Genomic DNA, 19,985 nt, shown 5'->3' on the forward strand with positions numbered 1-19,985 from the left:
TCACCCGGCAGGCCATTGAACATCCTGGCTTTCTGACTTCAGGCACCATCCGCCTTCTGAGCATGATCGTTTGAATCGGGCTAGGGGGGCATGAACTCCGGCTGGCGCCCGGCATGGCCGGGACCGGGGCGTCAACGCGCGGGCGGCCGTTGCCGGGCAGCGAGTGCTTCGATGATCGCCTTCTGACGGCAGAAGTCGGCGGCTTGCTCCGGGGTGGGCTCGTAGCCGGAAAGGCTGTCCATCTCTGCGAGAGCTGCTGAGATGTCCCCCATGTAGGCAAGAGTGACGGCCCGGTGGGAACGCAGGCCGAAGATCATTTCCGGCAAATTGTACGTCTCTGCCATAGAGAGGAGTTGACGCTCGAGGATGTGCAGGGCCTGCTGCATCCTGCCAGCGTTGACCAGGATGTCAACGACTTCCTGGCCGGAGTCGACTGCCTCGCGCCAAGCACCGGTGATCGAGTAGAGCTTCCATGCGGGAATGGCCGCGACGGTCTCGGCGCCGCTGGCTATGCCTTGGCGGCGGCGGGACTTGACCGACAAGGAGAAACAGTCGGCGAGCCGCTTGTAGTCATCGGGTGAGTCGCTGGCGTGGAGCCGTTCCTGCAGGGCAGCAATCGGCCCGCCGAGGTCGTCGAGGCTGAGTCCCAGATACGCGCGGTACGCCTCGGCCACCTGTTGTGCCACCACGTCAGCACGGTCAAACTCGCCCGCATGGTAAAGAGCTTGGGCAAAGCTGGAGCGCAGGGCCGGTTCCTCTGCAGATCCGGTCTCCACTTGCCGGAGGCCGGCGGTGAAAGCCTCCGTCAGGCGACGTACGTCCTTGTCGTGGCCGTAGACGATGAACTGGCGGGCTGCTAGCAGAGCTCGCTCTCGCGGGCCGATGCCGCTGTCGCCGTTCACGGCAAGCCGTTCCATGGCGCTCACGTGCCGGGCGCATGCCTGCCAGTCGCCGTCATAGTAGGCCCAGGTGGCCAGCGTGTTGTGGGCTTCGAAGCGGATAACAGTGTCCCGGGCCGAGTCCTCGGCGGCATGCGCGACTGCGGCGCGGATCTCGCGGGGATAGCCGCTCTGGTAGAAACCCTCCTCCGAGGCGAGGTCGAGTAGTTCTTCAACCCTGCCTGTCTCGGTCAGCAGGCGCATCCAGCGGCCGAGCTGAGGGAGCCCACGCTGCCCTTCCAGCATCTGCAGGAGGGCGTCGCGGATCCCATGGGTGACGCCATCGAGCAGATCGTCCGCGGCGGAAGAGGCCACGGGGCGGACCGCGTCGTGCAGGGTGACCTGGCCGCCAATGAAGTCCTGTGTGAACCTGCGGGCGGCCAGGTCACGTACAGCCCTAGCTGCGTGAGCGGGACGCAGGCCGGCCACCTCCGCGAGCTGCTGGAGCTCTGCGACGGCCAGGGGGACTTCCGCGATCGCCAGGAGCGCGGCGACGGTGCGTGCACGCGGTTCCAGGAGGTCGAAGGCCTCTTCCAGAATCCGTTCCTGGGCGGTGGCGGTGGTGTGGGTCTGGGCCTGCACGGCGTCGCAGAAGGCGGTCCCGTCCCCGGCGTACGCGGTGGACGTCAGATACGCGGAGTTGAGCACATACAGCGGCAGGCCCGCAGTGAGGGCGAGGACGCGCTGCACAGTGCCATAGTCCACAACGCAGTCTTCGGCGGCGAAGACCGCGGCGACGGTGTCGATGCTCCAGCCCGCCAGCGCCTCGGCGGTGATGCCAAGATGGGCGGCGAGTGGGATCTGCTCCGGCCGGGGGTGGCCGAGCAGAATCAGCCGGGCCGTCGGCAGGGCCCCGGCCAGCATCCGCACCTCGTCGGGGGCGAGCTGGTGGACGTTGTCGACGACCACCGCGATCGTGGTTCCCGCCTGGGCCAGCCTGGCATGCACGGCACGCAGCACGTCGATGCCGTCCGCGGCCGGCAGGGTTTCGGCCTCCGGCCGGGACAGGTGCCGGGCAGCCAACTCCCGGGCCAAGGCGCCCGGCACGGAGGCCGACGGGATGCTCGCGACGTCGAAGTAGGTGACCGGATGCGGGCAGTGCGCGGCGGCGTGCGCCGCCCATGTCGTCTTGCCAGCCCCGGAGAACCCGACCACCAGCCGCACCGGCTCCTCACTCGTGAGATCCGGCTCCCCGTCGTGCGGCCGGTAGACGCCAGGCAGCTGCGGAAAGGCCTGCAGCTCCTCGACGAACTGCTCGTACAACGGCGGCAGTTCGGTCGCAGCGAACTCCTGGCCGTGGGCTCCGGTGCACGCGTACTGCACGCGGGCGGCCAACTTCCATACCAAGGTCACGGCGCTCAGCGACCCGAATGGGACCCGCTCGGCCTGCGCGGTGCACCAGTCGAGGAGGTCCGCCAGGTCGCGGCCCGGCACGGGCAGCCACCTCTCCGCCGGATGCGGCCTTTCCGGTCCAACGAGCGCGACGTCTGCAGGCCAGGACGCTTGCCGTGTCCTGGCCTGCAGGTCCGGGCCCAGGTCCGCGTTAGTGACCACGATCAGCCAAGGAGTGCCAGCACGTCGGCCTGCGGTGTGTTCGGCACGGATGCCGTCGAACTGCTCGACCGCGCCCCGCACGTCACCCCACGTCAGGTTGTCCTCGCGGGTCTTCACCTGTATGTACAGATGCCGGTCGTCGAACACGATCTCGACATCTTCGTCGCGTTCCACTCGCAGCAGTTGCGCTTGGGCCTCCCGCAGACGCAGCAGGCATCCGGCCGCGTATAGATGCTGGTAGGTAAACCCCCGGTGCGTCGATGTGATGCGCCGAAGCTGCTCGCCGTTGAGGACGTCAGCAGCCTCGCGAACACCCGGCGACCCGGCAGCCGGGGCTGCCCGGCGCGTTCCATCTCCCTGCACCACACCAGGGTAGTTGCCTGCACTGATAGCGACACACGCCGAACGAGACACGGCGTTCGCCGGGACAAGCGGCCCGGCTGCGACCCCGGCCCTGTAGTTGCGTGAGGCCCTGACCGCGGTTGGCGCGCCCGCATCGTCCGGCACCGCGGTGTGCACCGGCTCTGTGTTCGTGGGGCCTGTGCACCGCGGATCTAGCGTCCCCGGCAGCGATCCCGTAGCTCGGCGATGATTGCCTTCTCGTGCGTGTTGAGATCCCCGTCGACGGCGGCGACCCGTTCGGCTGCGTAGACAACGTCACTGAGATCCCCGGGCTCGGCGTCGATGCGGTGCCATACCTCGTCCGGGTCGATGTTGACGACGTTGGCGAGTTGCTCGTCATCGACCTGATGCTGTTCCCGGGCAAGCCGCGTCAGCCGCTGGAACAGCAGGCTCTCGGCGTCAGCGATCTTGCCGTCCGCGTTGATGACGAGCCACGCAACCCACAGCATCAGCCGTGGGTGCCGCGTACGTCGGATCAAAGTGTCGGCGAGCTCGATCACCTCTGCTTCGTGACGAAACACGGATTTGGCATAGCGTCCCGCAGCCACGGTCGTGTAGCGGTTCACGAGGACGGTCAGGGGGATCCCGACGCCGGGGATGCCGAACTTGATGATGTTGCGTTGCAGCAGGTGTCTCCCGATAAACGGAAGGCTCTTCGCGGCGGCAAGGGCCGGACCGGAGTAGTACTTCTTGAGGACTTGCCGGACCAGGCCGGGGACAAACTTCATGCTGCTGCGCGCGACTTCGCCGGACTTTACGCCGATTGCCACCCGGACGAGTTTCATCATGTCTTCGGGATCGTCCACGTCCAGGGGAATCCGGTAGATCACCGCAATGTCGTAGGCCAGGCGCATTTGCAGTTGGGTGATGTACGTCAGGTCAACCATGAAGGTGACGACACCGGCTGGAACAGTGGCGGGGCTGGCGCCACCCAACGACCCGATGGTCGCGGCGATCGTCCCATTGTAGAGGCTGGAGGTGATCCCTCCTTCAATCATCGCGTTCTTTGCCGCCAGCTTGATTTGCTGCCCGACGATACCGTCCGCGGGTACGCCCTTGTACTTCTGCTGGAAGTACTCCCAGGTGGCTTTCTCGGCGTACGACCGCAGCGCTTGGGCGCAGAGTTTCGTGAACCAGCCGCCCGACTTGATGTCGCCCGCGCTTAGCCCTTCGACGAACTCCCGCAGTTTGGCGCGCTCTTGTTCGACAGCTTCGCGGTCGGCAGCGTCGTCGTCGGCGTTGACGGAGCCGGGCAGCACTTCGGTCACAGCGGGTCCCCTCCCAGGTGGTTCAGCGACCTGCAAGGTTGCCAGATATGGGCAGAGGAGCCGTCGTACCCGCACGATCCCACCGCTCCTCGTTGTGCGGGGTCAGGTTCGACGTCGTCGGGTGAGGTCGGGGACTGCCGTATGGCCGGCCAACTGGTCTCTCAGGTTCCTGTTGGTCTCCTTGAGCCGGTGGTTCTCGATCTCCAGGACTTGGACGATCCGGGCCATGAGTTGTAGCTGAGTGCGCAGGTCGTCGCGTTCGGCGTGGACTCGGGCCAGGTCTTGCTGCTGCTTGGCCGCGCGGGCCTGCGCGGTCTCGGACTCCACCTCCGGGAGAGGATCGCGGGCCTTGACCAAGGCGTAGAAGAGGTCCTTGAGCCCGGTGTGCTTGTGGGTGAGCTTGTTGCGCCGTAGGCCAGCTTCCGCGGCGAGGGAGACGATCGTTAGTTTGCCGTCGGAGTGCAGCGGTGCGCCGATCAGCAGGCGCACCATGGCGTCGGTGATGGCCTTCACCTCCGCGGCGCCCTCCGAGTCGACGTCGGGGTGGGCGCGGGCGAGGCCCTCGCCCGCGTGGCTGCGGCCGACGATCCACTCAGCCTGGCCCGGGCCTTCGTGGCTTGCCCAGCGCCGTCACCGACCAGTTAGGCGCTGGACGCGGACACGGCGGGCGGCAGCGGGATGTCGTAACGCCCGAAGAGCTCTCGGAAGAAGCCGGCAACTACCCGAGGACCGCCGTTCTGGTCGAGCTCGTGGCCGCCGAAGCGGTAGACCTCGTAGCCGGAAAGCTTCAGTTGCCGATCTTCCGACACCATCTGGGCATACAGCTTTGGGTTCGCCTGGCCGTTCACCGAGTAGTGCTGTTGGCCGTCGACCTCCAGGACCACGCGCACCCTGTGGGGCAGCAGCAGGAGAAAGTCCATACGCTGCCTCGCCAGAGGGCCTGGCGCGGTTCGGGTCTTTGCGGTGTAGGGGTCGTAGTGGAGATACACCTGGGGAATCAGCGCGGGCAGGGCGAGCCCTCCCTCTCGGAGGTACAGCGCCGCGTACGTGTGGAACAGGACCTCCTCCGGCGGGGAGGCAAGCGATTCTGCAAGCCGTTCGCACAGATGCCCGGAGGCGGCCGCCTGATCACCTGACACGGCGGGGTTCGTCTCCTGCCACCAGCTCACGAGCTCTGCCCATGACAGGCCGGCGGCGCCGAGAGGCCGGGTGTAGGTCAGGCAGTACTGGGCGTTGCGGACGATGTCGAGGCGGTTGTTGACCGCGTCGCGCAGAACGATCTCAGGCTTGGGGCCGTTAGCGGCGAAGATCAGGTTCTTGAACTCTCCGTCGACGCCGGTCATGCCCAAGGACGCGAGAACCTGCTCCAGCTCTGGGGCTTCGTACTCGTCGAGGACCTTGCGCGCGACGGCGGTCAGCTCCGGTATCGCCAGCGGCCGCAACCGATGCATGACATAGCGGAACTTGCTCTTGAAGGCGTCGCCCTCATTTCCTGGCGCCAGTCCCAGACGCACGCACTCGTCCGGGACCTCGTACGACTTCAACTCGGCTACGGCGCTGGCTATGGCGGAACGCAGAGTTTCCGGCTTGACCGCATCTCCCATGCCCCGAGGCTAATGGTCCGCACCGACACAAAGCAGTCAGCCCGATCAGGCCCTACCCTCCGGGAAAGGCTGGCTGCCTTGTCGGCGCGAGGCCCTGGCCGGGCTCATCCCTCGGGCACGTGTGGGCAGGTCTCGCGCTGCTGATAGCTCCCTGGCACACCCGCGCCGACAGCAGCCCAGAAGGGGCGGGAGTCCTGGAAGTGGCCGCCCAGGGTGTGCCAGGACAGGCCGGGGTGCTCGAGGCGCAGCGCTTCCAGGCCTGCGGTGGCCAGCCCGCACCGCTGGTACTTCTCCATGGTGTAGGGCCACTCGACCCACCCGAGTCGGCAGGTGGTGCAGACGGTGTAGTCGCCGGCGAAGGCGACATCGCCGGCGAGGTTCGCTGCCCACTCCCTCCAGCCGGGCCGCTCCGAGGGGGGAGTGTCCTGCCAGGGCGCATCCAGCCGGATGACGGTCCAGCCGGTGAGCTGGCGGCCCCATCGGCCGCCGCTGATGTGCTCGTGCTGATCTTCGCCATCGGCGACGGCTGAGCCTCGCAACTGGGCTCGTCTCGCCATGAAGAGAACCCCCGCGATGCCTGTGCATCCCGGGGGTTCTCTTTTTCTGCTGGTACCTCGTTGCCTACGATGCGGCCCGTAGCTCACGATCCTCAATGACGTTTTCGAACTCGTCGGCATCCTCGATCATCCCGTAAGTCTCCGGTGAGATCTCGTCCTCGTCGCCGCCGAGCCGGCGGTTGAAGCTGCTCGACGCGGAGAACTTCAGCACCACGTAGTCGTCGACGTTGCTCTTGCCGAAGCGCACCTTGTGGCCCTTGTGATCCTGTCGGTAGAAGCGGCCGAAGCTCGTGAGCACGACCGTCTCCCCACAGCTGACCGCGCCCGTGAGTTCACCGAGCAACGACTCGTACACCTTTTTCACCACTCGGACCGGCAACCCGCTGCGAGTCGCGACCCGAGAGATGAACTCGCGCTTACTGACACGCGGATTCGTCGTCGTCTCCATACCCACACCCTGTCCTGTCGTCCTTCATGCCGCAGTTTCGCTTAGAAACCAGTCTATCGAAGATAGTCGCGAGTCGAGAAGAAGGGGCTGGCTTATCGAGTGCTGCTCGCTAAGCTTGTCGTGGCCCATTCGGCTAGAGCTCCAAATCCGGATCGATCTCCTCCCGGTCGTCCTTGGGCTCGTAGTCCACCGACTCGATGATGTTCCGCGTGTTCGGATCGCGGCGCTGGTTCACGACCTTGTCGTGGGACTCCTCGAACCGCTGCTGCGCCGCCACACGGTGGGCCGCATCGAGCTTCGCGCCGATGTTGCGCTCCCCGAACTCCATCATCGAGCCCAGCAATGACTTCGTGCCCTGCTTGGTCGCGTTGACGTTCGGCTTGTTCTGCGCCCGCAACTGCTCCCATCGGCTCCTGTCCTCCGGCGTGACGTAGCCGAACATCTGCGCGAAACGCGAGCCGAACCTGGTCTGCTGTCCCTCATTCTGTTCCTGGCTCATGACCCTTCTTCCTGCTCCTTGTTCGTGTTCTCGGATCGCCCTCAGACGGGCTGGTAGTCCTCGGCATCGGCCTCAGCGTTCGGGCTCTCGTTCTGCGGGCCGGCCTCCTGCTCGGCCGACGGCCCTGTAGGGCGCGACCGCGGCTTGAGCCGCTGCTCCTCGAAGAAGACACCCGGGTCGTTGACCGCCGTCTGCAGCGTCTGCTGCCAGTTCTCCCCGAGGCTCCGCTTCAGCTCGGCCTCGAGATCCGGGTACTTCTCGTTCACCGCCTCCATCGCGTCGACGTAAGCGTTGGAGTAGACCCGCTGCTGCTCCTCGGGCGGCAGGCCGTCGATGTCCATGCTCGCGATCATCACCTCGGACTGGTCCAGGCGGTGCTGGAGCATGTCAGGCAGCCCGCTGGTGTCCAAGCCCTGCTTCTGCGCCGCGAAGCCGACCAGGTAGCCCAGCATATTGCCCCCGTAGCCCTCCTGATCGCCGCGGCCCAGCGCGTCGAGCATCGAGGTCTTCATCGTCTCGGCGAGCTGGACCTGGTGGGCGTCCGCGTCCATGGGCCGGCGCAGCGTGAACATCCCGTCTTCAGGCAGACGCTGGCCCAGCTGGTCGTCGAACTCCCCACTCCAGACCGTGCGGACTCTGTCCGAGCCCGCGATCCGCTCCTCGTGCGCAGGGGCCTTGACGATCCGGCCGTGGGCCACGCCGTTGAACATCGTGCGCAGCTCGGGCTCGTACTCCATTCGCTCGCCGATGATCATCCGCGCGCGCTGGACGACCTCCTGGCGCTCCAGGCCGTCTTCGCTCATCTGCTCGTGCAGCCGCTTGCGCATCGCCCGGTAGCTGTCGCGGATCAGGCCGGCGTCCGCGCCCGGCTCACGCACCTTCCAGAAGGCGTTCTCCATGAGCGCGACCTCGGTCATGGCTGCCGAATCCGGAGTGAACATCTCCCGGTGGCCGCGCTCACGGTGCTGCATGGCGTCGAAGCGCGTGCGCCACTTCTTCGTCAGGTGGTCACGCGGATCGGTGCTGCCGATGAGGCGCTCGCGCCGGGCGTCGCTCGGCACGTCCTTGAAGATCCTCTGCCGGTGCGTGATGCCGCTCTCGGCAGAGGCGATCATGCCGCGGGTCCTGGTGTCGATGCGCTCCTGGATCTTGTCTTTGAGTGGCTGGAGGTAGCTGTCCATCTCCTTCTTGAAGTCCGGGGCGAGCATCCGCATCGTCATCACCATGCCGGCGGCCTGGATGATCGAGTTGGCATCCACTCCGCGCGAGAGCGGCTTGAGACACGACTGCATCATCATCTGCATGTAGACGTGGTGCATGACGCCGAGCTCCTGCGTCCGCTCCTCGTCGTTGAAGCCGGGCACCAGCAGCTTCGAGTCCCGCAACGAGGCCATGTACTTCTCGCCGGCCAGCCGCGTCTCCGCCCGGAGCTTGAGCAGCTGCTCGCGCTGGTCCAGGCCCTCGGTCTCGTCCTCGGCCCGGTCGACGTCGATCCAGTGCACGCGCTCGCGGTCGGCCATCCGCTCCCGGGTCTTCGCGCCGAAGAACCCGCGGGCGCGGTCCCGGAGCCGTTCGCGCCAGGCGCGCGAACCGTCTGCGTCCTCCGGTCCCGGCTCGTCGATCACCTCGGCGTCGATCGGCTCGTCCGAGCGCGAGTCCCAGGAGGCGTACGCGTTGCCCTGCGGCTCGTCGGCCTGCTGCCGATCGTCGTCCACCGGAAGCTCCTTGGTTGCGCGCCGGCGGCCCGCAGGGCCCGTTCCCAGGTCCTTGTGCTGTGCCATCTCAGTGCCCCATGCCGTAGTCGTCGTCGTTGCTCTGCGGCTGATCGATCTCGATGCTCGGCGTGTAGACCGGGCGCGACGCGCCCACGCCCACGGCATGCGCAGAGCGGCGATGCGAGCCGCGGGTGCGGGAGGCCCCTGCGTCCTGAGAGATCACGTCGCGCTTGACCACCGAGTCATCGACTGCAATCGCAGCGTTGTCCAGGCCCTGCGCCTCGGCGGAGCCCAGCTGATCGAGCTGCCGGGACATCTCCGCCCGGGCCTTCCGGGTCCCCGAGGACGCGAATTGCTCGTTCTTCTCGCCGTCGTAGACGCTCTCGCGGTTCGTGGCCGCCTGCACGAGCGCCTCGAAGCCACCGCCGTAGGCCATCCGGTCCATCACGGTGCCGGTCAGCGACGGGTCCTCTTCGAGGTTGCGGATGAGCCCGGTTTTCGGGTCCTCCAGCGCACTGGCCACGCGGGCCACGTAGTCCGGGTTGACCGTGACGCCGAAGCCCTCCTTGGACTCGTAGAATTCGATGAACTGCTTCTCCCACTCCTCGGCCGTGGCCTGGACGGGCTCACCGTCGAGGAACGCCGTGCGCCACTGACCGGGGCCGACGTGTTCGATGCTGCGGCCCCTCCAGAGCTCGCGGCCGGGGCCCTGGAGCATCTCGTACTTGTGCCGGGCCTCGGCGGCGTCGTGCTTGGCCTGCAGGATCGACTGGGTCACCGGGTAGGTGACCTCCAGGACGGCCTTGAGGTCTTCGCCGCGCAGCGCGCGCACGGCGCGCTGGCTGAACGAGCCGCCCAGGCCGGTGCCGTGGGCCTTGATCGCCGTGGCGAACATCGAGGCTTCCTGGTCGGCCTGAGTGATACCGGGCGTGCCCTGCGCATCGCCCAGGTTCCGGGCGTAGTCGGTGAGCTTCTTCTCGCTGCCCTTGGCACCGGTCTCGACGCAGACCTCGCGCACGCTCCGCAGGTGCGCCGCGCGGTCCGAGAACGTCAGTGCCGCGCCGAACTCGCCGCGCTGCGCCTGGCGGTACAGCGCGCTCAGCTCCTCCGTCACGACCTGCTGGCCGAGCTTGATGTCCTCCGGCGACTCTGCGCCCGTGAGAGCCTGCAGCCGGAGCCGGTTCGCCTCGCTCCGCGAGCTCTCCAGCTCATCGGCCAGTCCGGCGTCCTTGGAGAGCGCGACCTGGGTGTCCAGCGAGACCTGCATGGCCAGCGGGTGCGAGCCGTCGCCCTTGACCACGCCGGTGTCCAGCAGGTTGGCCGGCACCGAGAGCTTCGCCAGGGCTTCCGCCTTGGCGGCCTCGCTGTGCAGCTTCACCACGGCGACCGCGTCGCCGTCGAAGTCGCCGTCGAAGCAGGCGTCCATCACGGGGTTGACCGCGGCACCGGTGAGCCGGTCGTCGATCGCGACCCGCATGTAGCGCACGCCAGCGTCACGGAGTACCGGGTCACGCCACACCAGCGCGTGGTCGCCCTCGGCCAGCCCCAGCTGCTCTGCCTTGACCGAGCTGAGCGCAACCTGGTCGACGTCCAGCCGCGGGTCCGCAGTCCACACCATCGTCGCCGAGTCGGTCAGCCGCGAGGCCATCAGCCCGGTCTTGAAGATGTTGCTCTTGCCCGTGAGCACCCGGTTCTGCACGTCGGTCGTGATCGCCTCGAAGGCGCGCTGAGCGCGCGAGACCGACTCGCTCATGCCGCGACGCACCTCGGCGCGCTTCTCCGCGGACAGACCCTGGCCGTCCAGCTGCTCGGTCATGTAGCGGTAGCGGCAGGCCTCGACGAAGACGTCCTGGTAGCTGCGGGTGTAGTCGTGCGTGACGGAGGACCCGTCCTCGAACTCCTGGCCACTGCGCAGATGCGAGGACATCACCGGCAGCTTCCACGAGCTCGCGCTCACCGTCTCGGTCTGCTCACCAGTCGGATACGTGAGCGAGAACGGGATCTCCATGTCGCCGCCGCGGTCGCCGACGAGATCGCCGAAGGACTTGCGCATCGCCGTGGTGTTCAGTCCCGGGAGCTGGCCCTCCCTGCGCGGCCGAGTGCGCAGCAGCTCGGGCATCGGGATGAACCGGCGCTCGGGGCGCTCGTCGAGGCCCTCGGCCTGGCCGACCACCCGCAGCGTGCCGTCAGCCTCCATATCCATGCCGGTCACCAGCAGGTACTCGCGCAGGTTCGACTCGGCCCCGCTGTTGTGGCCGTAGAACTCGCGCATGATCGCCGGGCAGTCCTGAGACTGCAGCGCCCAGGCCAGCTGCGAGGAGGCCTTACGGCCCTTGCCAGCACGCACCTGCTCGTCGTCGTAGATCTTCGTCTTCTCATCGACGGCCATGTGCGTGACGACAAACCGCATCTCGCCGAGAGCACTGTGCTGGTACTCGCCGTCAGGGGAGAACAATCCCGCCACCCGTCCGTTCATCAGCTCGCGCGCCGAGCCCGCGTTGCGCCGGGAAATCAGGCTGAACGGGCTCATGACGACATCAAGATCAGCATTGGCCCGGAACCAGGCCACCTCCTGCTCGATGCCTTTCTCGCGTGCCTCGGTCGGCCGCATCTCCCGATCGACCACCAACGAGATCACACCCTTGTTGCCGTGCAGATCGCTGATCTTGTCGCCGACGACCAGGTCGCGCAGCTGTCCCCCGGTCCCACGGATCTGATGCTCAGCCGCGAACTCCGCGCTGACCACGATCGGGTCGTCGGCCGTCCAGCCGCCGAAGGTCATCAGCGCGGTGCCCATGGGACGGGTGACCTCCGAGGACTGCATGATCGTCGAGGCCGTCATCTGCTGGCGGTCGAACGGGTCGTACCGCAGCGTCTCGAGCTCGGGGAGAGTCATGAGCGGCGCACGCTGTCCGGCCACCGTCTCGTCGCCCGGCACGATCCGGCCGTCGCCGTCGATCTGTGCCTGCGTGGTCAGATACCGCACGATGCCCTGGTTGGTCGCGCCTCCGGTCATCACCGGGTCGAAGTAGCCGCTGGGCGCAGCGACGTTGTTCCGGTCCTTGCCTGTGAGCACCGTCATGTTCCGCCCGCCGGTGAGCCGCCAGGCGTCGAAGCGGTTGTCGTCAGCCGGGTCAGTTCGGTCGCGCTGGGCCCGGTACTCGGCGTAGATCGTCGAGCCGGCCTTGATTTCGTTGGAGTAGCGCACACGGCGCGCCTCGGTCTGCAGGATCGCGGCCGTCCACTCGTCCAGGTGCTTCTTGATCTCGCCGGTGGACTCGTCGAGCTGGTACGTGGTGGCGCGCTCGATGAAGTCGATCGGGTGCTTCGTGCCGTACAGCTGCGAGTAGACCGTGTTGAGCGAGGAGGGCTCGCCGGTCTCGCTGCGCCCGGCGATGAGGTCGCCGGCGATCTGGTACTGGATGCGCTCGTGCATGAGCTGCTCGTAGCCGCACAGGCGCGTGCGTTCCTCGACCGAGGTCGGAGCCTCGCCCGGAGTCTGGGCCGTGATCGTGGCCTCGTAGCCCGGCACGACCAGAGCGTTCTCCCCGCTGGCGAAGGCGGTGGCGATCTCGCCGTACTCGCCGACATCGAAGACCTGGCCGATCTCACCCGAGATCGGAGTCCCCTTGCCGTCACGGCGCAGCTTCTCGCCGCTCCAGCGGATGACGCCCTGATCGTCGACCAGGATCTCGGAGACCGTCGCCGCGTTGCGCTCGATGCTCTCGCGCACGGTGGCCCCGATGCGCCGCATGTACGCAGATTCGTGATCGGCGATCGGCACGGAGCGCTCGGCGCTGAAGCGGACGAGCCGGTCCTTGAACCGGGTCGTCTGGAAGGTCGAGCCCATCATCTCGTCGGGGGAGATCCCGCAACGACGCAGCGCCGAGGCTAGGTTGTCGAGGTTCGACCACTGCCCGGTGGGGCTGGTCATGTACCGCGCCACCCGGTCCGGGTTGAAGCGCTGATCGACCCACTCGCCGTCAACGTCGTGGGACTCCGCCTCCCAGGTCCCGATGAGTTCGAAGGGGACGTCCTCGGCGTGCTGCCGGACCTTCTCGACGGCGGTGCCGCCGTAGACGAGGTTGCCCATCTCGGGCACCTCCTCGGCCTGCAGTTCGCCGATCTCCTCCAGCCGTTCCTGGTACATCTCTTCGGTCGCACCCGGGCGCAGCAGATCGCTGTGCGCGCCGGTGAGCACGTCCCAGTACGAGCGCTGGATCGCAGCAACCTCGGAATCAGCCGAGTAATCCGGCGGCTCGATCGCATCCAGCTGTCCGCCGGTTCGCTCCAGCTCGGCCTCAGCGCGAGCGATCAGGTCTTCGACGCCAAGAGCTGCCTGCAGATTCTCCCGCGCGCTCTCGACGGCGGCCTTCGCGTAGGCCTCAGCGGGCTCGGCGTCGACGAAGAAGGTCGGCAGGGAGCGGTTCTTCGCGTCCCGGCGCAGCATCACCTTCGCCCCGGGCCGGGGACCGGACTCGCCGGGCGCCACGTAGTCGCCGACCACGAACATCGACTCCCGGTCGACGTGGTAGCTGTCGGGCACATCCACCACCGTGCGGCCACGGCTGCGCTCCTGGTGCGTCGTGCCGGTCTCGCCGGCGGCGTGCCCCGGAAGATCCGTGCGCTCGATGCGATGGCCCTGGGCGAAGCGCAGCAGCTGAACGGCCTCCGCCGGCGAGGGGGAGTAGACCGCCATGCCGCCGGGGACCCGGTAGTTCGTCGAGTAGCGCAGCACGGTGCCGTTGTCATAGATCCGGGCTCCGGCGTACTCCTCCTGGCGCGTGTCGGTGAGACGGATCTCCATGCCGGTTCCGGCGATCTTCGCCTTGATCTGCCCCGGCTCGCGGTCGCGCATCACCTCGTAGGACACGCCCTGGGCCTTCAGCTCTTCGAGCAGTGCTGCCGAGCGTGCCACGGCGCGCTGGGACATGAAGCGGTTGCGGTCGACACGGTTCGTCTGGGGATCCCGGCCGCCGTCGACGACCCACCCGCGGACCTGGTCGTACTCCTGCTGGCTCATCTTGTCCATCAGCGCGGTGAGCCCAGCGGCGTCATCGTTCGTCATCGCTCGGCCGGCCTCGAAAGGCTTGCCTTCGTCGTCGATGCGCCAGAGCACCATGTTCCCGCGCCGGGGATCGGCCAGGGTCTCCACCTCACCGCCGGCCACGCGTCCGATCGTCTCGTCCGGCAGGTACACGAGCGCGGTCCCGGCGCGCTTCACGGTCGCGCGTTCGGACCAGTCGGGGTCGTAGGGGCTGATCGGCAGTCGGGCCGACTTCGGGTCGGCCTGGTCACCGACGCCGGTGGCACGGGTGAACTCCCGCTGCGACTGCTGGTAGCGCTCGTTCTGCGGGGAATGGTCACCGAACTGCGGCTCGTAGTCGGACACCTTCTCCGCGAATGCCTCGTCGATGGCGGTGAGGCAGTCCGTGACGCCCAGCCGCGGGTCGGCCAGCGCGGTGCCCCGCTGGCCGAGGATCTCGTCGACCCGGGCGCGGATCGCCTTGGCCTGGGAGATCGGAATGACCTGTCCGGTCTGATCCCGGGCCTGCTCGACTGCCTTGTAGTAGACGTACTCGTAGAAGTACCTGCGCAGCCCGTGTGCCTTCTTCATAGTCAATCAGCGTCCTGTGGATGCTCGGGATTACATAAGTATGTATAGAGCTTACCCCGCCTATCGAAAGGAGGTGAGAGGTCATCCGGAAAGGCCAGTGCCGAGGCGATCTCCCTTAGTCGAGAGACGACCTCGGCACTGGTCGTGATCCTTGGCTGGCCCCCAAGTGGACGCCGGCTACTTCGAGTTCATCTCGATGGCCATGGCCCGGTCGAACCGGCCGTCGGCCAGCACCTCCCAGCTCGGCAGTGAGGCCAGGTACTGGTAGAAGGCCGAGTAGACCTTCACCGTCGCCAGGGACTTCAGGTCCTCCTCGGTGACGTCCTCCTCCGCGAACACCCGCGAGTCCTCGTCGTTCACATGGCCGTTGATCCGACGGGCCGCATGGGCGTACGCGTCCGAGCGGATCTGGCTGATGTACGTCTGAGAGCCATCGGCGCTGCGCAGCTCGCCGCCGCCGCCGACCGAGAAGTGCTCGCGATCCTGTTCCAACTCGGTCTGCGCCGACTTGTAGGCCTCACCGATCTCGATGTCCAGGTTCTTGACCTTCGCCGAGCCGTCGGGGTTGACCAGCATCTCCTTGCTGATCGTCCCCTCGGCGTATAGCAGACGCTGCCGCTCGGCGCTGACCGCCTGACTCTCGGCGACCGCAACCCCGACCTCGACGTTCTCGATGAACTGGTCCTCGTCGAACATGCTCATCCCCTCGTACTCGTCGGGGTCGACGACCACCGGAGCGTTGGGGTCCTGGCCCTCGTCGACCGTGGTCATCGTCGTGATGACCTCCATGACCTCGTCGGCGTAGACATCCGGGTCCAGGCGCTCGATGTCGACCTCCTGGTAGCCGTAGATCTCCTTGTACTGCGCCTTCGCGTCCGCGGCCTTGACCGCCTGCCGCATACGCTTCTCCAGCATCTTCACGAAGTCCGGCTGGTTCATCCGCACGTCGAAGTCCATGGCACTGGACAGGGTCGGGATCGTCTGCAGCGAGTACGTGTGCCCCGGGTGCTTGATCGTGTTCCCCAGCAGCCGGAACGACATCGGCAGGATCGTCTGGTTGCGGTTCCAGATCGGCGCATCGCCGGCCCGGAAGACGATCGAGTTGCGCGGCGAGAGGAAGGCCATGTCGTTGTAGCTGATCAGCGGCTCTTCCTTGGTGTTCATCGTGTAGGAGACCCGGCCCTCGGTCTTGCCGCCGATGACCTTGTCGACATCCTGGCTGATCTGCTTGCTGTCCCGGTACGACCGGTGCGTCTTGCCGCTCATCTTCTCCAGCGTCTCGATCATCGAATCGTCCGTGGACTTGAGGAAGACGATGTTCGAGGTGTTGTGCGTCGGGATGAAGTCGTCGGTGAGGTAGAGATGCCGCTCGTCGGCCACCCGGATGCACTGCACCTCGTCGTCCCGCACGTACTCGACGCTGACGACACAGTTGAAGCCCCGCGTGCGATCCCTCCAGCGCTCCGCCTTGCGGGGCAGCGCGAACGGGTTGATCTTCGGCAGACGAATGTTCTGCACGCGGTAAGCGTCCCGAGCCGCCTTGGGCTCGCTCTGGTTCGGGGCCGTGTACGTGATGTTCGTCTTGACATTGATTGCCACGCGACCACCGAGCGAACGGATCAGGGTCTGCACACCCTCGGCGAGCTCACGGCTCGCAGAGGTGAACTCCATCTGACCCTTGGCGCTGATCGTGCCGTCGGTGTCCATCAGACCCCGGAGCAGGTCGGTGCGCTGCGCGACCGAGCCACGAAGGTACGCCTCCGGGATCGACTTCTCCCACGAGCGCTTGCCGGAGATGTCGAACTCGCGCATGAGCTTCCGAACCCCGTTGATCCGGTACTTGGGGCACAGGCCGTCCGCGACGGCCTGCTCGACGATGTCATATCCCCGACGACGGATCTCGTCCACGATCTCCAGGTCGCTGCTGTAGAGGGAAACCGTCCCCTCCGGGTTGATGTGACCATCACCCAGGATCGCGCCAAAGACGTACGGGTCGATCAGGAGGTCCATCCCCGGGTAGGCGACCGGGTCGATCGCGATCAGGTCGACCTGGCGACCCTTCTCGATGCAAGACTTGAGCTCCTCGGTGCTGATGATCTCGGTAACCCGCGCCATCGTCTTGCCGTCGGCACCGCCAACGTAGAGCCGCTTGCCGTTCTCGTCCTTGCCGCCGAGGTACTTGATGCTGGACTTCCAGCGCTCGACCGGCCACAGGTGATCAGGGCATGCCTCTACCGAGGACCCGTCGTGCAGCTTGAGCCGGTAGACCGGACGAATCTTGACTGGGTACTTCTCGGTCACAGTCGTGACCGTGCCGAACGGGGTCATCAGCTCGTCACCGGGCTGGATCTTCTCCATCGTCGTCCATCCGTCCGGCGTGGCGATCTTGGCGTCGAGCGCGAGGCAATTTCCCTGGACGATCTTGTCGACGCTCTCTCCGTAGACGTCGCGCAGCTGCTGCAGGGTCTGCAGGATGAGCGTGAACTGCTGCTCCTGGCCCAGGCCGATGGAGAGCATCGTCTCGAAGCCGTCGATGCCCTTGCCCTCCGACTGCAGGTTGCCGAGCTCGTCGAGCATGAACCGCGTGCGGTAGAGCGGCTTCTGGTTCGACTTCGTCATGTACGCCTGGTCGGCGCTCACGTCGAACAGCTGCTTGACCAGGATCAGGATCAGCTTCGCGTACTTCATCAGGTGAGGCGGAGTCACCAGGAACAGCGCCTTGGGGGACTCCGAGTAGCGCGACAGCGTCTGCGTGATCGCCCGTGCCTGGTACGAGACCTTCTCCGGGTTGCCGCCGCCGGAGAAGTCGAGTCGCGTGTCCGGGTAGAGCGTGTCCCCGGGCTGGAAGGACAGGATCTTCCCGTCCCGGGTGCCGCCCTCACGCACCGGCTTCAGTTCACGCATCACGCCGTTCTTCACGATCTTCTTGCCCGTCACCGGCTCGACCACGTAGTGCCGGCCGTTGAGCGAGACCTGGTAGTTCTTCGTGAAGCTGAAGTAGAAGGTGCGCACCAGCATCTTCGTCTGCGGGTTGACCAGCTCCAGCTTGAGCCAGGCCTCGTCGCCAGGGAACTTGCCCTTGAAGTTGTACCGGGCCCAACCTTCGCGGCCGACGATCTCCTCGTGCTCGAAGTCCTCGCCCAGGTTCTCGGTGAACATCGGGTCCGCATAGGCCGACCACACGGCCTGCTGACCGACAAGGTGGTCGCGCTTGACGTAGTTCGGCGCGAAGCGCACGCCGAGGCGACGCGGGAAGCTCAGGCCGGCCAGGTCGGTGTTCTGCGAAGGCTTGCCCGAGGTCAGCGTCGAGATCGTGGGGTCGGTGAAGAACGACATGGCGGTGATCGCGATGCCGTACACCGAGGCCAGCATCTTCTCCGCGCCGGCCATCGAGCGCAGCGCGTTGTGGGCATTGCCCACCAGCGTGCGCATGTTGTTGCGGGGCAGCTCCTCGCTCGCGTTGAAGTACAGGCTGAGCATGTCCTGATCGGCCTTGCCCTCCCACATGAAGGCCTGGGCCGCCGCCTTCTCCTGCTCCTCGGCCAGGGCGTCCTCGTTGTTCTCGAACTCGCCGGCCTTGACCCGCTTCTCTAGCTCGGCCTCAGGGTTCTTGATTTTCTTCGAGCTCATCTGCACGAAAAGCTGGTAGCAGTTGTAGAGCGTGACCTTGCCCCAGAGGTCATCGAGCTTCTGCTCCAGCAGCGCCGGGTCTATATTCAGCACGGCTGCGGCGCTGCGCAGCTCCCGCTCCTCCTCCAGGTAGAAGTCGATGAGTCCGTAGGCCGCGCGCTTGAAGGCGTTGTTGGCGGCATTGGGCCAGACCGGGTCCTCGCCGCCGTCGAGCGGAAAGAAGATCCCGGCGATGTTCTCCACGTACAGCGCGCACTTGGTGAAGTTGCCCTCACGCGCCGCGTCGGCCGCCAGCCCCAGGGGGCTGTAGATGTCGGTCTTCATGGAGTTGATCAGGTTGAACTGCACCGGCTCGAACCCGCGTGTGACCAGGGGCACGTAGTTCTTCACCAACAACTCGCCCTTGGGGTCGTTGATGACCATGTTCGAGGGCTTCTTCTCCCGCGACCACATGTCGATGATCGGCTCGATGTACGTCTGGCCCTTACCGGCTCGGGTGATGGCCAGCACCATGGTGTTCACCGGCGCGGTATCGACCACGTACGCCCCGGCCGGGCGCTGGACCTCGTACACCGGGAACGTCCAGTCCTCCTTGATCAGGTCAGCGACGGTCTTGTACGTATCCGACCCGAAGCCGAGCTTGTCCCGGTTCTTGCCGTCAGGGTTGTACGGGATCCGCGTCGTGTCGTACTTCTGCCGCAGGGTCTTGTCATCGGGGAGCCCGGATGCCTCGAACAGCTCGTCGCCGAAGTCCTCGTCGATGATCGGCAGGGTCTGCGTCAGCGGATCGCCCTCGTCGTCGTCCATGACCTCGCCGGCGTAATAGACGAGGTTCCCCTCCTCGTCGATGACGTCCTTCTTGGCGCGCTGGGCGACCTCGACGGTACCCAGACCCTTCTTCTTGAGCATCATGTGGCTGAGCATCGAGCTGACCTGCACGCTCGAGTGAGCACCGGCGTCGGGGAACCAGTCGTAGTTCTGCTGGATCTCTTCCGGCAGGGAGATGTGCTGGTCGTTCTGGTACTGGTTGATGTCGCTCGTGGTGTTCATCAGGTTCGCCGCAGCGACCTTCCGCGAGAACCACGTGCCGATGATGAGGGCGACCATCAGACCCGAGCCGAGCGTGATGAAGAGCTTGAACCCCGAGACGTCGGCCAGCTGCTCGCCGACCGTTGTCGCGCTCTTCTTGGGCTCAGCTGGCCTCTCGGCGCTGGGCTTGCCGTCCTTCGCCGCGGTGTACCAGCTGGGGACCGGAACAGCCTCAGCGCTGGTGTAGCACTTCGCCTTCACGTCCGGGTTGCCGTCCTTGGTCAGGGGCCGGTAGCACTTCACGACCGAGCCGCCCGCACCCGTCGTGGTGTCCTGGACGTAGTACGCGCTCGGCTTGCCGGTGCCGTTGCCGGGCACGCCCGAACCCACGGACGCGCCCACCGAGAGCACCGCCGTGGCGATGAGCGAGTAGAAGACCCAGGCGACGATCGTCACCAGCACGCCGGTAATCACCGCGACGACGATGCCCGGTCTGGTCGACCTCAGGGTCAGGAACGTGCTGCGGTCCAGCTGCTGGCTGTCGTAGACGTCTCGGTTCGTCAGCGTCTCGCCGGGCGTCCGCGCCGAGATCTTGTCCCAGCTGCTCGCCTTCGGCCGTGCCGCCTTCCGCCTGTTCGTGGCCATCGTGATCCCTTACTCTCGAGCCTCGCTCGTTCTGCTGTCCTGCTGTCCAGTGCGACTGCCTGCGCAGACGACGACGGCG

10 protein-coding genes are annotated in these 19,985 nt (G+C 66.4%); all 10 read right to left on the minus strand.

Annotated elements, in window-relative coordinates:
* Positions 1-131 precede the first annotated feature (131 nt).
* The 10 genes from FE633_RS10875 to FE633_RS10920 all read right to left on the minus strand — a co-directional run bounded on the left by FE633_RS10875 (position 132) and on the right by FE633_RS10920 (position 19,906).
* Positions 132-2,855, minus strand: a complete 2,724-nt coding sequence (locus FE633_RS10875; protein ID WP_138044918.1) for a dsDNA nuclease domain-containing protein — start codon at positions 2,853-2,855, stop codon at positions 132-134.
* Positions 2,856-3,046: 191 nt separating this feature from the next.
* On the minus strand, positions 3,047-4,162 hold the full coding sequence (locus FE633_RS10880) for a tellurite resistance TerB family protein (protein WP_138044919.1): 1,116 nt from the start codon (positions 4,160-4,162) through the stop codon (positions 3,047-3,049).
* Positions 4,163-4,264: 102 nt separating this feature from the next.
* Positions 4,265-4,675: a hypothetical protein gene (locus FE633_RS10885; RefSeq protein WP_212747198.1), complete on the minus strand. Its 411-nt coding sequence runs from the start codon at positions 4,673-4,675 to the stop codon at positions 4,265-4,267.
* Between the two features lie 128 nt (positions 4,676-4,803).
* Positions 4,804-5,766, minus strand: coding sequence for a hypothetical protein (locus FE633_RS10890; protein ID WP_138044920.1), 963 nt, complete (start codon positions 5,764-5,766; stop codon positions 4,804-4,806).
* A gap of 104 nt (positions 5,767-5,870) precedes the next feature.
* The gene (locus FE633_RS47735; protein WP_212747199.1) at positions 5,871-6,323 is read right to left on the minus strand and encodes a hypothetical protein; all 453 of its coding nucleotides are present in this window, start codon (positions 6,321-6,323) and stop codon (positions 5,871-5,873) included.
* 64 nt (positions 6,324-6,387) lie between these two features.
* A complete protein-coding gene (locus FE633_RS10900; RefSeq protein ID WP_138044921.1) occupies positions 6,388-6,771 on the minus strand; it encodes an HU family DNA-binding protein in 384 nt (127 codons plus the stop codon).
* A 133-nt stretch (positions 6,772-6,904) separates the two neighbouring features.
* Positions 6,905-7,270: a hypothetical protein gene (locus tag FE633_RS10905; RefSeq protein ID WP_138044922.1), complete on the minus strand. Its 366-nt coding sequence runs from the start codon at positions 7,268-7,270 to the stop codon at positions 6,905-6,907.
* Between the two features lie 41 nt (positions 7,271-7,311).
* A complete protein-coding gene (locus tag FE633_RS10910) occupies positions 7,312-8,985 on the minus strand; it encodes a hypothetical protein (protein WP_138044923.1) in 1,674 nt (557 codons plus the stop codon).
* A gap of 67 nt (positions 8,986-9,052) precedes the next feature.
* On the minus strand, positions 9,053-14,602 hold the full coding sequence (locus tag FE633_RS10915) for a hypothetical protein (protein ID WP_138044924.1): 5,550 nt from the start codon (positions 14,600-14,602) through the stop codon (positions 9,053-9,055).
* Positions 14,603-14,779: 177 nt separating this feature from the next.
* Positions 14,780-19,906, minus strand: coding sequence for a type IV secretory system conjugative DNA transfer family protein (locus tag FE633_RS10920; protein ID WP_138044925.1), 5,127 nt, complete (start codon positions 19,904-19,906; stop codon positions 14,780-14,782).
* Positions 19,907-19,985: the final 79 nt, after the last annotated feature.

The sequence above is a fragment of the Streptomyces montanus genome (genome assembly GCF_005786655.1).
In the GTDB taxonomy this organism is placed as follows: domain Bacteria; phylum Actinomycetota; class Actinomycetes; order Streptomycetales; family Streptomycetaceae; genus Streptomyces; species Streptomyces sporangiiformans.